Origin of the sequence: uncultured Treponema sp. (assembly GCF_945873775.1) — a bacterium.
Taxonomy (GTDB): domain Bacteria; phylum Spirochaetota; class Spirochaetia; order Treponematales; family Treponemataceae; genus Treponema_D.
On sequence record NZ_CAMCEC010000007.1, the window covers coordinates 1 to 14,349 of the forward strand.

At 40.5% G+C, this 14,349-nt stretch carries 16 protein-coding genes; 8 read left to right on the plus strand and 8 right to left on the minus strand.

The window, feature by feature from the left end; translation table 11 throughout:
• Positions 1 to 269: 269 nt before the first annotated feature.
• Positions 270 to 1,004 (minus strand): hypothetical protein, encoded by a 735-nt coding sequence (locus tag Q0N70_RS04870; protein WP_294014411.1) that lies wholly within the window; start codon positions 1,002 to 1,004, stop codon positions 270 to 272.
• A gap of 11 nt (positions 1,005 to 1,015) precedes the next feature.
• Positions 1,016 to 1,249, minus strand: a complete 234-nt coding sequence (locus tag Q0N70_RS04875) for a PC4/YdbC family ssDNA-binding protein (protein ID WP_294014620.1) — start codon at positions 1,247 to 1,249, stop codon at positions 1,016 to 1,018.
• Between the two features lie 288 nt (positions 1,250 to 1,537).
• Between Q0N70_RS04875 and Q0N70_RS04880 the strand changes: the two genes are divergently transcribed.
• Together Q0N70_RS04880 and Q0N70_RS04885 are read left to right on the plus strand one after the other, a co-directional pair.
• Positions 1,538 to 2,536, plus strand: a complete 999-nt coding sequence (locus tag Q0N70_RS04880; RefSeq protein WP_294014413.1) for a hypothetical protein — start codon at positions 1,538 to 1,540, stop codon at positions 2,534 to 2,536.
• On the plus strand, positions 2,536 to 3,228 hold the full coding sequence (locus Q0N70_RS04885) for a hypothetical protein (RefSeq protein WP_294014415.1): 693 nt from the start codon (positions 2,536 to 2,538) through the stop codon (positions 3,226 to 3,228). The genes Q0N70_RS04880 and Q0N70_RS04885 overlap by 1 nt, the downstream gene beginning before the upstream one ends.
• Here Q0N70_RS04885 and Q0N70_RS04890 read toward each other — a convergent pair.
• Positions 3,225 to 3,767: an NUDIX hydrolase gene (locus Q0N70_RS04890; RefSeq protein WP_294014417.1), complete on the minus strand. Its 543-nt coding sequence runs from the start codon at positions 3,765 to 3,767 to the stop codon at positions 3,225 to 3,227. The genes Q0N70_RS04885 and Q0N70_RS04890 overlap by 4 nt on opposite strands.
• 213 nt (positions 3,768 to 3,980) lie before the next feature.
• Between Q0N70_RS04890 and Q0N70_RS04895 the strand changes: the two genes are divergently transcribed.
• Entirely contained in the window at positions 3,981 to 4,805 is an 825-nt protein-coding gene (locus tag Q0N70_RS04895; protein WP_294014419.1) for an AAA family ATPase, read from the plus strand.
• A 143-nt stretch (positions 4,806 to 4,948) separates the two neighbouring features.
• Here the strand turns inward: Q0N70_RS04895 and glmS are convergent, their stop codons facing one another.
• A complete protein-coding gene (gene glmS / locus Q0N70_RS04900) occupies positions 4,949 to 6,790 on the minus strand; it encodes a glutamine--fructose-6-phosphate transaminase (isomerizing) (RefSeq protein ID WP_294014420.1) in 1,842 nt (613 codons plus the stop codon).
• Positions 6,791 to 7,121: 331 nt separating this feature from the next.
• Between glmS and Q0N70_RS04905 the strand changes: the two genes are divergently transcribed.
• The gene (locus Q0N70_RS04905; RefSeq protein WP_294014421.1) at positions 7,122 to 8,363 is read left to right on the plus strand and encodes a hypothetical protein; all 1,242 of its coding nucleotides are present in this window, start codon (positions 7,122 to 7,124) and stop codon (positions 8,361 to 8,363) included.
• Here Q0N70_RS04905 and nth read toward each other — a convergent pair.
• The 4 genes from nth to Q0N70_RS04925 all read right to left on the minus strand — a co-directional run bounded on the left by nth (position 8,353) and on the right by Q0N70_RS04925 (position 10,962).
• Complete coding sequence (gene nth, locus Q0N70_RS04910; protein ID WP_294014422.1) at positions 8,353 to 8,997, minus strand: endonuclease III; 645 nt, start codon at positions 8,995 to 8,997, stop codon at positions 8,353 to 8,355. The two genes, Q0N70_RS04905 and nth, sit on opposite strands and share 11 nt — an antisense overlap.
• Before the next feature lies 1 nt (position 8,998).
• Positions 8,999 to 10,177, minus strand: a complete 1,179-nt coding sequence (metK, locus tag Q0N70_RS04915) for a methionine adenosyltransferase (protein WP_294014423.1) — start codon at positions 10,175 to 10,177, stop codon at positions 8,999 to 9,001.
• A 189-nt stretch (positions 10,178 to 10,366) separates the two neighbouring features.
• Complete coding sequence (locus Q0N70_RS04920) at positions 10,367 to 10,741, minus strand: type II toxin-antitoxin system VapC family toxin (RefSeq protein WP_294014424.1); 375 nt, start codon at positions 10,739 to 10,741, stop codon at positions 10,367 to 10,369.
• The gene (locus tag Q0N70_RS04925; RefSeq protein ID WP_294014425.1) at positions 10,741 to 10,962 is read right to left on the minus strand and encodes a DUF2281 domain-containing protein; all 222 of its coding nucleotides are present in this window, start codon (positions 10,960 to 10,962) and stop codon (positions 10,741 to 10,743) included. Before Q0N70_RS04925 ends, Q0N70_RS04920 begins: the two co-directional genes overlap by 1 nt.
• Positions 10,963 to 11,245: 283 nt before the next feature.
• Here Q0N70_RS04925 and Q0N70_RS04930 point away from each other — a divergent pair, with 283 nt between their 5' ends.
• The 4 genes from Q0N70_RS04930 to Q0N70_RS04945 all read left to right on the plus strand — a co-directional run bounded on the left by Q0N70_RS04930 (position 11,246) and on the right by Q0N70_RS04945 (position 14,291).
• Complete coding sequence (locus Q0N70_RS04930; RefSeq protein ID WP_013702492.1) at positions 11,246 to 11,554, plus strand: isoamylase early set domain-containing protein; 309 nt, start codon at positions 11,246 to 11,248, stop codon at positions 11,552 to 11,554.
• Positions 11,555 to 11,700: 146 nt separating this feature from the next.
• Positions 11,701 to 12,681, plus strand: coding sequence for an aldo/keto reductase (locus tag Q0N70_RS04935; protein WP_294014430.1), 981 nt, complete (start codon positions 11,701 to 11,703; stop codon positions 12,679 to 12,681).
• 22 nt (positions 12,682 to 12,703) lie between these two features.
• The gene (locus tag Q0N70_RS04940; protein ID WP_294014432.1) at positions 12,704 to 12,949 is read left to right on the plus strand and encodes a hypothetical protein; all 246 of its coding nucleotides are present in this window, start codon (positions 12,704 to 12,706) and stop codon (positions 12,947 to 12,949) included.
• The gene (locus tag Q0N70_RS04945; protein ID WP_294014435.1) at positions 12,888 to 14,291 is read left to right on the plus strand and encodes a hypothetical protein; all 1,404 of its coding nucleotides are present in this window, start codon (positions 12,888 to 12,890) and stop codon (positions 14,289 to 14,291) included. The genes Q0N70_RS04940 and Q0N70_RS04945 overlap by 62 nt, the downstream gene beginning before the upstream one ends.
• The last annotated feature ends 58 nt before the right edge of the window (positions 14,292 to 14,349 follow it).

The following is a 14,349-nucleotide window of genomic DNA, read 5'->3' on the forward strand; positions in this document are numbered from 1 at the left end:
CCTGTACGCTCTTCTGTCGTTTCTTCTTTCCTTCCCTTAAACTGTCAAATAACGGCGATATAAACTAGCAGTCATACTGCCTAACATTTTTTATTTTGTTCCTTTGTTTTCAAAGGGTGAGATAGAATATATAGCTGTGAAGAAATATTGTCAATAGTAAAATCAAAAAAAAGATAAAATTTATTAAATTTTTTGTACGGCATAAAAAAAGCAGACATTTTCAGCCTGCTTTCATTTATTATTATAGAATATAAAAATTATTCAGTTGCTTAGTTTTCCTCGTAATCAAGGTTTTCTTCTGGAATTTCTTCAGCTGGCAAATCAGTTTCTTCATATTCGCCGGCATCGTATTCATCGTCAGCAGGAAGAACAACCATCTGGGACTGCACTGCGCTCTGAATTTCCTCTTCCGTTATCGCATCAACCAAATCCTTTGCCTGCGCCCTTGTAAAGTACAAAAGGTTTCCGCCGTATTCAATTTGCGTGTCGCCTTTTCTCTGATTTGACTTTGTGGAAGGAATTTTTATGCAGAAATAAGGAGACTTTCCGACAAAAACATAGCCCATGGAAATTTTTGGGTCAGCATAAGAAGAGTACTGGAAAGGTCCCCATTCAATTTTTGCGCGGGCATATTCATAAGTCGCCTTGTATTTTTTCTGATTGCGGTCAAGTTTCTTTTCTTCAAAGTCCTTTAAATATGCGTTGTAAGAAGTAATAACGGCTTTGCGCGCATCTTTGTCCAAAAGAAGACGTTCTTTGTTCGGCATATTTTTATAAACAATTCCAGCTGTTCCGTTTTTTGGAAAAAGCATAACTGAAAAATCTTTCGCCTCAAGCTCATTCACGAGAATTTTTCTTAGCCTGAAAGTTCCAGAGCCAAGTTCAACAGGATCAAATTTTCCAAGTTTTACAGTTTCGATTTCCTGCTTTACTTTTGGAGTTCTTGCCGCAAACGACAATGCAGCCATTGTTCCAACCATTATAAATAAAATTTTCTTTTTCATATTTTCCTCTGTTAATTAAGTTCTTCCATTCCGTTCAAAAGATTCTTTAAAGCGCAAAGCTCATCTTTTGTAAATGTTACGCCTTTTCCCATTTTCTGATGCTCGGAATCCCAGGAACGAATGTCGTACTTTGCAGGACGGCCGCCCCAAGACACAAAATTCAGCTCAAGATTCCAGCCGGACTTTGACGTGGAAAGAACACCGATATTTTTCTGTATATCAGGCGGAGTAAAACCTTCAGACATTGCCATAAAATCCTCCGAAAAAAATATGCGCCGCGCTTTTATAGAAACAACCGCTCGCAAAGCAAAAAGTTACAGGCGCTTTCAATCTATTTTATATTAATGCCGTTTGTCATTTTTGTCATCAATAAAATTTCATTCTAAAACAAAACGCATTATGGCTTTTGCGCAGTCTGTTTATTGCCGAAATACAATTAGTATTATATATTAATAGTAAGCAAAACAGCTTTTATGAAAACTGAAATTCAAAAGGCAAACAAAGCTTTTCGTTTTTTACTTTATGGAGGAAAAATGATTAAAAGTAAACTTGTATTGGCGGCATTTGCAGCCATGTCGCTCGCACTGATTTCATGCGGCTCGTCACCAAAAGAAGAGCCAGAGATTCAGGAAGAGAATGTTTCTGAAAGCACAACAGAAGAATCTCAAGACCAGCAGCAGATTTCCGAAGACACAGCGGAATCAAATGAAGCAGCACTCAGCAAAATTGAGTCTTCAAGGCAGGACGCAATAAATGCCGGCGCTCAAGAAGCAGCTCCAGACGCATTTAACGCCGCAGAAGAAGAATACAATTCTGTAAAATCCGCGATGGAACAAGGCGAAGATGTTTCTGCAAGACTAAAAGATCTTCTTGCACGCTATCAAGGTTTAAAGGCTTACGCAGACGCAGTTGCAAAGAAAGCAAAAATTGACGAAAACGGATTTGCTTCTTATGCGCAGAATGTATACAATGACGGCTCTTCTCTTATAAGCGAGCTTGCATCTTCAAAAGACTACGGAAGCGACTGGAATAAAAATGCGCTTTCCGCAGATGCAAAAATGACTTTCGTTCTTAAAGCAGCTTACAAATCGCTTGCGCAGGCTGAACGCACAGAAGCTTTTAAAGCAAAGAGAAACGCAGACAGCATAAAGTGCTCTGTTTCAAGAAAAGCTGACTACGACAAATTTGTTGCAAACTTCAAGTCCGGCGACCAGAATTACGTTACAGGAAACCCAGAAGGCGCGCTTGCAAACTACACAAAAGCAAAAGAAGGATTCGCATCTCTTTACGCACAGGTTTCCGAAGCAAGAGCACAAGCTCAGGCAGCAATTGAAGAAGCAAAGAAACGTGTTGCAGAAAGCGAAACAAACGCTCAGTGGGCAGACAAGGAAAAGCCGCTTGGAGACGAGCCAGTAGAAGGAATCGAGGAAGCAGACACACAGCTTCTTGAAGCAGACGACTTTACAAAGGCAGAAAACTCAGAAGTTGAAATCGAAGAAACTATCGAAGAAACTGCACAGGAGGCTGAATAATGAAAAAATTACTTGCTTGCACAGTTGCATCTGTTCTGGGACTTTCAGTTTTCGCAGCCAGCTACACAAACAACACATACCAGAAACTTGCAAAAGAATACACACAGAAAGCAGAAAGAGCATTGGACGCAGGAGAATATGTTCTTGCTGAAGAATACGCCGCAAAAGCAAAGGAAAATGCAGAGCTTTCTGACACTTACATAAGCCACATGCTTTCAAAGGAAAGCGCGGAAAAAGACCTTAACCTTGCAAGAAACAGACTCGCTTATGTTGAAAGCATCAACGGAAAAGAAAACTTTCCGATTGCTTATGATTCAGCATCAAAATCTCTTGCACAGGCTGAAGACGCATTTGCAAAAGAAGAATGGGACGCGGCTTCAAGCTATTCAAAGCAGGTTCTTGACGCTTTGGCAGAAATAAAAGAAGTTACACCTCTTCCAAAATATTATGTTGTAAAACCTTGGGAGTCAGACAAAGACTGCTTCTGGAATATTTCTGGAAGACCTTATGTTTACAACAATCCTTATTTGTGGGAAAACCTTTACGAAGCGAACAAGAATTCCCTTCCAGACCCAAAGAATCCAAACTTGATTCGTCCGGGAATGAAAATGGAAATTCCTTCAATTTCTGGCGAATACCGCGATGGAGTTTATAGCCCGGACAAAGACTACGAGCCTTTCCAGAAACGCTAAAAATTCCTAGCTAAATACAGGGCAGCTGCTGAAGCCATCAACGCATGGCAATATTCGGGGCTGCCCATTTTTTTTATCACTTCGGACTTTGGAATTTCCATGTAGTTTACATATTCGTCAGCATCCAGACTCTGCTTGCCGGAAAACTCCAAGCCTTCAGCAAGAAAAACATGAACGTGGTTTGCAAACAAAGCCGGGTTAGGATTCATTGAGCCAAGGCAAATCATTTTTTTTGCAGTTGCGCCGGTTTCTTCCAAAAGCTCACGTTTTGCAGCCTCAAGAGGAACTTCGCCCTTGTCTATTACGCCGCCCGGAAATTCAATGCTTAAAGATTTTTCTCCGTGCCGCCATTGCCTTACCATAAGAAAATTTTCACCGTCATCTGGAATCACAATTACCCAGTCTGGAGCTTCGTTCACAATGTAAACGCCTTCAGTTCCGTCGGGACTTACGCTGGTTCGTTCAGTAACAGTAAAAACGGGAGTCTTAAAAGCTCCCCTGCGAGATTTTTCGTGCCATATAAGTTTTTTGTCGTCCATGGGTTTTATACTAAAATTATTCTGAAACTTTAGCAAGAAAGAAAATCTCAATAACTGTCATTTCATTGCTTGACAAGGAAATCTAAAATCAACATAAGATTGCTGGACTTGCTCTGGCAATGACAAAGAACCAAATCATAAAAAATTGCAAATTTCAAAAAACGGATTTATAATTTAGTTATCAAAAACAATATTTAAAACAGGAGGCGCATTATGGCAATCATCGCAATTTCAAGACAGGTGGCAGCCCTTGGAGATGAAATAGCTGCGGCGGCGGCAAAAAAACTTGGCTACACATTTATAACACGCAAGCAGATAGAAAACCGCATTGTAGAACTAGGATTTCCAAAGGAAAAACTTCAAAAATATGACGAAATAAAACCGGGATTTTTCGCAAGCCTAGCAAAAGGTCGCGATGAATACCTGAACTATTTGCAGTATGCGGTTCTTGAAGCGGCAAGCAAAGGAAACTGCATTTTAATAGGACGCGGTTCATTTGTAATTCTTGAAGATGTTCCAAACTTGATTTCGCTGCGGTTCGTTGCAAAAGAATCTGTAAGAGCAAAACGCCTTGAAAAAGAATTCAACTGGACAGAAAAGCAGGCAATGGCAAGAATCAATGAAAGCGCGGCAAACAGAAAAGGATTCCACAAGAGTTTCTTCAATATAGACAATGAAGATTCAAGCCACTATATGCTCACAATAAACACAGGAATTCTTGAGCAGGAAGAAGTTGTAAAGCAAATTGTAAACTTTGTAAAATATTTTGCAGATCCAGAAAAAGAAGCGTTAGGCAAAAAGCGCATTGAAAATATGCTCAAAGCCCAGGACTTGACAAACAAACTTCTTTTTGAATACAAGCTGAACATAAATTTCCTGCGCGCAATAATCGATGACGAGGGAACTTCTATAACATTGCAAGGCGTGGCGGATTCCCAGGCTATAGTAGACAGAGCCGTAACACTTGCCGCAAAGATTCTTCCAAGCTGCACAATAAAATCAGCAGTAAACATTGTTCAGGACTTTAAGGGCTGCTAGCTGAAAGCAGTTTATATGAAAAGTTTTTAATGCCATATTTTTAACTGTCATTCCCGTGCTGTGCGTCGCAAGACGAATGCTGACACGGGAATCTAGCTATAAAATTTAGATTATCGGGTCAAGCCCGATAATGACAGTAGTTTTTATTCAACCGTAACAGACTTTGCAAGGTTGCGCGGCTTGTCCGGGTTGTTTCCCCTGTGGACTGCGCAATAGTAAGCAAAAAGCTGCGCCGGAATTATTGAAAGCATCGGCTCAAAAAAACTTTCCGTAGAAGGAATCTTTACAATTTCATCTGCGGAAGAACTGAACGCCCCGGAATCATCCTGAGTAATAACAAAAGTAGAAGCTCCGCGGCTCTTGACTTCAATAATGTTGCTTGCAAGTTTTTCATAAAGCTCAGGAACTGTGGCAGTCGCAACAACAAGAGTGTCTGTGTCTATAAGCGCAATCGGTCCGTGCTTAAGTTCGCCCGCAGCAAAAGCTTCGCTATGCATATAGCTTACTTCTTTAAGTTTAAGTGCGCACTCAAGACTTGTCGCGCTGTCATACTGGCGGCCAATAAAGAACACTTTCTGCTTGTTGTAGTTCTTGGAAACAAATCTCTGAATAGAAGCCTTGTCTTCAAGAATCTGCTGAACTTTTTCTGGAATAGAATTCAGTTCGCAAAGATATTTTTTATAGTCAGAAGCGGAAATAGTTTCTTTTATAAATGCGGCTTTCAAGGCAAGCATGCAAAGGCACATAAGCTGAGTTGTATAAGCCTTGGTTGAAGCAACCGCAATTTCAGGACCTGCCCAAGTATAGACGACATCATCAGCTTCGCGGCTTACAGTTGAACCTACGCAGTTTGTAATCGCCGTAACGTGAACGCCGCTCTGCTTGGCAAGACGCAATGCAGCCAAAGTGTCGGCAGTTTCCCCGGACTGGCTTATTACAATAAAAATATCATCCTTGCATAGAATAGGATTTCTGTAGCGGAATTCGCTTGCAACATCGACTACAACAGGAACACGCGCAAGCTGCTCAAAAACATACTTCGCCACAACTCCGGCATGGTAGGCAGTTCCGCAGGCGACAATCACAATGCGCTTGGCTTCCTTCCATTTTTCGTCAAAGCAAAGCTCGTCAAACTTTATGTCAACAGGAACTCCGCCTTCAAAAACAAGACGAGGTCTCATTGTGTCTGTAAGAACTTTTGGCTGCTCGTGGATTTCCTTAAGCATAAAATGCTCGTAGCCGCCTTTTTCCGCGGAAGAAATATCCCAGTCAACATGGAACGGCTGCTTTATTATGCGGTTTCCGTCCTCGTCAAAAAGATCAACATGGTCTTTGTAAAGAACTGCGATTTCTTTCTGGTCAAGGAAGTAAACATCGCGGGTGTACTCAAGGACAGCAGGAACATCGCTTGCAATAAAGTTTTCATCCTTGCCAAGCCCCACAATGAGCGGACATTCTTTTCTTGCGGCAATAACTCTGTCTGGGAAGTCCTTGCACAGAACTCCAAGAGCGTAGCTGCCTTCCAAGCGGTTTACAGTCGCCTTTACAGCTTCAAAAATATCAAGAGAATCTTCATAGTAATAGTTTATAAGATGAGCAATTACTTCTGTGTCTGTGTCGCTCTTGAACACAACGCCTTCACTCTGAAGCCACGCCTTTAGCTTTGCGAAGTTTTCGATGATTCCGTTGTGAACAACAGCGATTGTTCCGCTTTCGTTAAGATGCGGATGAGCGTTTATGTCGCTAGGTTCGCCGTGGGTCGCCCATCTTGTATGCCCTATTCCAAGAGAGCCTTCGATTGTTTCCTTTGCGATTTTTTCTTCAAGAGCCTTGAGCGCGCCTTTTACCTTGCGCACCAAAATATCCTGACCGTTAAACACTGCGATTCCCGCACTGTCATATCCGCGGTACTCAAGTTTTTTAAGAGCATTCACCAAAACCGGTGTAGCATTTTTATTGCCGATATATCCTACAATTCCACACATGGCATTATTCTAGCGAATTTCCTGTCTTTTGAACAGAATGCATTTCGTAAAAATAAATGTAAAATCTAATCAAGGAAAATTGCTTCAAGAATATTTTATTTTTCTCTGGAATTCTTTAAAAAGTTCAGGAATATTTCATTTTCTATGTGGAATTCGTCAAAAAACTCAAGAATATAGAATTTTCCTGAAGAATATGCATAAAAACTCTGGAATATCTTTTATTATTCAATTTTTATACAAATTCCTCAGGAATATACAATATTCTTGAGGAATATTATTTATTCCTGTATATTTATGCAAAATTTATCATTTCACAAAAAAATTCTCCTCTATGAAAAAAAACGCGCAATGCACTATAATGGCGCAAGGTTTTGGACAAATGAAAAGGCTTTTGGGATTCGCCGCAGTTTTAATATTTTCCGCAGGAATTTTTGCCGCCACATTAAAGGACGCGCAGGACAGGCTTTCTGCAATCGAAGAATTTAAAAGCGGAATTCTAAGCTCAAGTCCAAGCGGATTTTTTTCTGACGAGGAAATGGACGCGTTAAACCTTCTTTACCAGGTTCTTGAAGGAGATGAATACACCGTAAACTCGCTTAACGGAGAAATGCAGTTTTCCATAGGAGAATACAGCCTTGTAGAAACAAAATGGCCCACGGAAATTCAGGCACTTTTCTTCGGCGGAAAAATAAGCTATGAGCGCAGCGTGGACATCATGTATTCCGACGCAATGGAAAAAAAATACGTTCCAGAACCGCAAATGACTGAATACCAGCGGCGCGACTATGAATATTACATAAACGACTACGAAACCAGAATCCGTTCCGGGGAAAAATTCTTTTATGCAGAACTTACATTTAAACTTACGCACTGGCAGGGAGCAAGCGAATACAGATTCGAGCCGGTCGCGCTAAAAATCTACAAGAATTCAAAACGTCCGTGGGCAATAATCACAATAGACGAAACGCAGAGCAAGGATTTTTTTACATTCACAGAAGAAAAAGAATTCAGAACAGAAAAGCAGATTGAAAGAAACAGCGCGCGCATAAAAAAGCTTCTAAAGGACGAAAACAAAAACGCTTCTACAGAAAAAGCAAAGAAAAAAGACATAATATTCACCGAGCAAAAAGGAAGACGCGCATTTTACGTAAGCGCGGAAACTTCCACGGACAACATTGATTTTTCAAGCACGGACATTGCCTCTTACTCGCTTGACAATATGTACGGAACTCTTACGCTTGGACTCGGAAAATTTATCTTCGCAGGAATTTCAGCTGGAATAGACTTGCCTTCGCTTAACGAAAATGTTCCCGTTTATTCTTTCGGCGGAATCTTCGGATTAAACCTGAACCTTGGAACTCACATTCGGCCTTACGGTCAAACTTCAGTTTATGCACGCACAGACGACCACGTTGTATTTAAAACCGGAGCTGGAATAGATTTTAAGCTTGGAAAATTCATGCTGAATCTTGAGTACAGCTACAACTGGAGCAACAACGTAAACGCTTCTGTAAAAGACGAGGAAACAGAAAAGTTCGGCTCGTACACGGCAGGAATCGGACTTACTTGGTAAAGTTTTCGTTGTGAAGGCACAGGTCGTTTATCGGGCATTCCGCGCACTTGGGGCTTCGCGCTGTGCAAATATAGCGTCCGTGCAAGATAAGCCAGTGGTGGGCGTGCATCATAAATTCAGAGGGAATGCGTTCAAGCAAGGAACGTTCAACTTCAAGAGGCGTTGAGCCTTGGGCAAGTCCAATCTTGGGGCAGATTCTAAGCAAGTGCGTGTCTACCGGCATTGTGGGCTTGTGGTAGACAACATTCAGAATAACATTCGCAGTTTTTCTTCCCACGCCCGGCAATGACTCAAGGTCTTCCCTGTTGTCTGGAACTTGCGAATTGAATTTTTCCACAAGCATTTTGCTCAAGCCCACAACGTGCTTTGCCTTGTTCTTGTAAAGCCCGATTGACTTTATAAAGCCCCTTATTTTTTCTTCACCAAGAGCAAGCATAAGTTCAGGCGTATAGGCGACTTTATAAAGCGGCTCGGTTGCTTTGTTCACGGCTTTATCCGTAGTCTGCGCGGAAAGAACCACGCTCACCAAAAGACAAAAAGCGTTCGGAGCAACAAGCTCAGTTTCTGGAGAAGGATTCAATTTTTGAAACCGCAGAAAGACTTGCGAAATCTGCTGCGGAGTTAAAAGTTTCAAGCTAGAACTCTTTCTTTAGAAGCGCGGCTTTGTCTGTCTGTTCCCACGGAAACTCAGGATTTCCAAAGTGACCGTAAGAAGCTGTCTTAGAATAAATAGGACGCTTGAGGTTGAATGTCTTTGTTATTCCAGCTGGAGTGCAGTCGAAAACTTTTTTTACAGCATCCGCAATCTGGCAGTCAGGAACAATTCCAGTTCCAAAAGTTTCAACTAAGACAGAAACAGGGAACGGAACTCCGATCGCATAAGCAAGCTGAACTTCGCATCGTTCCGCCAAATCCGCGGCAACAATGTTCTTGGCAATGTAGCGCGCCATATATGCTCCAGAACGGTCAACTTTGCTAGGATCTTTTCCGCTGAAAGCTCCACCTCCGTGCCGTCCCATTCCGCCGTAAGTGTCAACGATTATTTTTCTGCCTGTAAGACCAGTGTCTCCAACAGGACCGCCGATTACAAACTGACCTGTAGGATTTATAAAATACTTTGTATCAGAATCCAAAAGTCCTGCAGGTTCAAGAACTGGCTTTATTATTTTTTCCATTACAGTGGATTTTATTTCGTCATAGCTGATTCCTGCGTCGTGCTGCTGGCTTATAACAACAGTGTCGATTCTTACAGGACGGTGGCCTTCATATTCAATTGTAACCTGGCTTTTTGAATCCGGGCGCATCCATTTGACTTCGCCGCTTTTTCTTAGTTCTGCGGATTTTCTCATAAGCTTGTGGGCAAACATAATCGGAGCAGGCATAAGCTCAGGAGTTTCCTTGCAGGCAAAGCCAAACATCATTCCCTGATCTCCTGCGCCCTGCTGACCTTTGTATTCATCAAGGCCTTTTCCAACAACTCCCTGATTTATATCCGACGACTGGGAATGAATCATATTAAGAACAGCCATGGAATTGCAGTCCAAGCCGTAATCCGGATTTGTGTAGCCGATTCTCTGAACAACATCGTATGCAACTTTCTGAACATCAACCTGGGCATTTGTAGAAAGTTCGCCGCCTACAAGAATAAGAGCCTGGGATGCAAAAGTTTCGCAGGCAACATGGCTTTCTGGATCCTGACGCAAACATTCATCAAGAATTCCATCTGAAATCTGGTCGCAAACTTTGTCCGGGTGTCCTTCCCCCACGGATTCCGAAGTAAATAAATAGTGATTTTTTGATAAGACAGCGCTCATTTTTAGAGCCTCCTGTTTAGCAAGTTTCAGTTCCACAAGAAAACTGTTCCGCCTGCAATTTGGATAAATCAGCGGATAATTTATAATTTGTTCAAAACAATATAATCAAAAGCACAAAAACAAGCAAGGGAAATTTTTTCAACAAATTGAACGCTAACCTTGCTAAAAAAATATTAGATTTTTTCTTTGTTACCAAATAGTTTTTACATTATATAAAGGAATTTTTGAGTCTGTTGTTACAATAATTAAATCATTTTCAATTGACTGTGCAATCAACAATCTATCAAACGGATCTTTATGAATATCTGACAAAGTTTTTATTCTTTCAGCATCATATTCTGTTGTTGGAAGATATACAAATTCTTCATTTTCCAAAACAGATTTTAACCTTGGAATATCAATATCAAATTGCAATGTACCCTTTGCTTGCTTTATCGCGATTTCCCATAAAGATACATAACTAAAAAAGCACCTTTTAGTTTCCATTATATTACGAGCTATTGGAGAAAGCTCATTATTTCCTGTTACATACCAAATTATTGCATGAGTGTCTAATAAATACATCACATATACTCCGCAAATTCTTCAAGTGGTTCATCAAAATCAGGAGACATTTTACATGGTATATTTTTTAAACATCCAAATCCACTTTTTTTTGTTTCAATAGGGCATTGTTTTTCTGAAACAGTAAATTTATAAAAAATGTAGTCTACATACGAAGCAACTTCTTCAAGTGCGGCCTGAGGAAGTGTTTTCAATTTTTCCTCAAGCATAGGATATGACATACAATACCTCCATGTTTTCAAATGTTGATCTAATTATATCACATTTCAATTAGTTTTCTACTTAAAAAATAATAAGAACCTAACTTTTCATAAACTTGCATAGAGAAATTGTATCTGCAATCAGCGAAATGAAACGTTTTTATATATGCCCTTGATTACATTTGAAATATTATATAATATGTAAATATAGCAAAGGAGCGGAAACAATGCATATATATGCGTTATTTTCTATCCGGCAACTGTTGTTTTATATCAAATTGTTTTTATAATAAGGAGACATGAAATGTCACTGAAAAAGTCTTATTCCAAAGACAAGAAAACTTGTAACGTAACTTTTTCTGTTTCTCAGGAAGCAGCACACGGCGCAGAAAAAGTTTCAATCGCAGGAGACTTTAACAGCTGGAGCAGCACAGAAACTCCGTTGAAAAAAGGCAAAGACGGTTCTTTCTCTGTAAAAATCCCTCTTGAAGCCGGAAAAGAATATCAGTTCCGCTATCTTCTTGACGGAAAGCACTGGGAAAATGACTGGGCGGCAGACAAGTACATTCCTGCTCCATTCTCCCACACAGACAATTCTGTTGTAATCTGCTAAGCTAGCTTAAAATCTTTTACTTTATACAAGCTGTCCAACTGAAGAAAACTTCAAAGGGCAGCTTTTTTTATAAAATCTGCAAAAAAAAACACGCAAAAAGTAGAAATTCCAAAATACCTTATTATAATGTATAAAAGGAGATGCGCATGGACTTAAAAGAAATCTATACAGCAGATGCCCGCCGCTATGATGACTCCCAAGCTTTATACAATCGATGCGGAAAAAGCGGAATTCTCTTGCCCAAAGTAAGCCTAGGATTTTGGCACAACTTCGGCGGAAACGACTCTTATGAACGAAGCCGGAAAATCACACATTTTGCGTTTGACCACGGAATAAATCACTTTGACCTTGCAAACAACTACGGTCCTCCTTATGGCAGCGCAGAAGAAACAATGGGCAGGCTCATAAAAGACGACTTCCGCCCTTACCGCGATGAACTTTTTATTTCAACAAAAGCCGGCTACGATATGTGGGAAGGACCTTATGGCAACTGGGGCTCGCGCAAGTATCTTATAGCAAGCCTTGACCAAAGCTTAAAGCGCATGAATCTTGAGTATGTAGATTTATTTTACAGCCACCGCTACGATCCGGACACACCTTTGGAAGAAACTTTGCAGGCAATGGTGGATATTGTAAAGCAAGGAAAAGCACTTTATCTGGGTTTAAGCCGCTGGCCGCTTGAAGCATTGAAATTCGCCGACAAATACCTTCGCGAACGTGATGTTCCGCTTCTTATTTATCAGGGCAGACTGAATCTTCTTGACCGCTCTCCGCAAGAGGAAGGCATTCTTGACTACTGCGCCGAGCATGGAATTGGCTTTATTTCATTTTCTCCATTAGCGCAAGGATTGCTTACAGACCGATACCTTAACGGAATTCCTTCTGACAGCAGAATGGCAAAAGAGCATTTTCTAAAAAGCAAGGATTTAACTCCAGAGCTTTTGGAAAAACTAAAGTCATGGAATGCGCAGGCAGTCAAATGCAACGAAACTCTTGCAGAAATGGCACTGTCCTGGATTCTTAACCAAAAAGGCGTAACAAGCGTGCTAGTAGGCGCAAGTTCCACAGAGCAACTTGAAAAAAACATGAAATGCGTTCACGCTGAACCGTTCAGCAGTGAAATATAAAATAAAATCTAGGAGAATTATTATGAACATCAGGAGATTTTCATTTGCATTCTTACCGGCAGTAATTCTTGCATTTATTTCTTGCATGAACGTGAACAATTCTAGCGGAAAAGACGGCGCAATACGCATAACAGTTCCGGGAGGCGAGCGCGGACTTTACACATTTAACAAAGACAATGCCACTTCATATAAAGTAAGCATAATTCTTGACAAAGAAGTTATCGACTCACAAACCGCAGATTCCACGGGGGGGGGTATTTACATTTGATGAACTTGAGCCTTCCACATATACAGTAAAAGCCGAAGTTTTTGATTCAGACGGAATACGCATAGGAAGCGGAAGCATAGAAGTAAAAGTCGTAGCCGGCGAAACCGCAGAAAAATCAATTCTGATGATACTTACAAACGGCGGCAAAATATACGAAACAAATTATCTTTTATTCCATTACAACAGCAGCACAAACAAATATTATTACGCAGACTCAACCTCTGAAATAACTGACAAAAGTTTTACCGGAAGCAATTCAGTTATTGCAGGATATGCAGAATGTAAAAACGGAGCTGCTTATAGATACTTTAAAAGCAATGCTTTTGAAGATAGTGGTGAAAGCGGAGGTAACTCAGATTCTAATTTCGCTACTTTACTGAAGACTAATGGTGATAGAACTACCTTCTCAATAACATACCAAGATGACACACCTATAATAGACCCTTTTTATTATGATGAAACAACAGATACTTTATGGATAGGTCATTATACAACCACAGACAACACTCTAAAATTCCTTAAAATAGAAAATCCATCGACTAAATTTTTTAATATTCAAAACAATCCTACATTTGCGACTTCCACAGGATTTTCTGTTTCCGGGGCAACTTACATGGCTTTTGCAATTCAGGGCAGCGATATTTACGTTGCATACAAAGACAATAGCGGCACATCGTACCTTCAGCGTGGAACAATCACGAGCAGCAATGATTCAGATTTTTCAATAAGCGCAAAAGGAACGGCACAGTCCACAGAACAAATGGGCATTGCGGGCACAATCAACGATATAGCCATTTTATACGATGGTTATGTATATGCGCTGGTTTCAAATGTGGGAAATTACGCAACAGGTTCTGATGATACTTTCTATACTTTTTATGATTGCAAGGTATACAGCCGAGGCGCGCTTTTAAAAATCGCAGGCACAGATTCAGGATTTGAAGTAGAAGACATCTTGGGCTGGACAACTTCCGCAAGAACAATAAATTCCGTTGGAAATCCTGAAAGCGCAGGAAGTTCAATAGGACCACTTGAAGCATACATTCCAGCACTTAAAGAAAACAGTCAGAAATTTTACGGTCCACGCAGATTCGTAGCCATAAAACCAAAAGAACTTTCAATTGCAGACTGTGGCGCAAACTTTGTTCTTCCAAACAAAACCACAGGCAAATCAGGAAAACTCTTTGCACATAACAGAGTCATAAATGTAAACCTTTATAATTTCGCAATCGATTCTATTGTAGATTTGGAAAACATAAAATTCAGCAATGTATGCCTAAGCGGAAACTCAATGTACATATCGGCAGATTACTGCACTGATACAAATGTTACAGAAGAATAAATAAAAAACATTTCATTATGATGATTACAAGCACACGGCAGCCCTACTGTCGTATGCT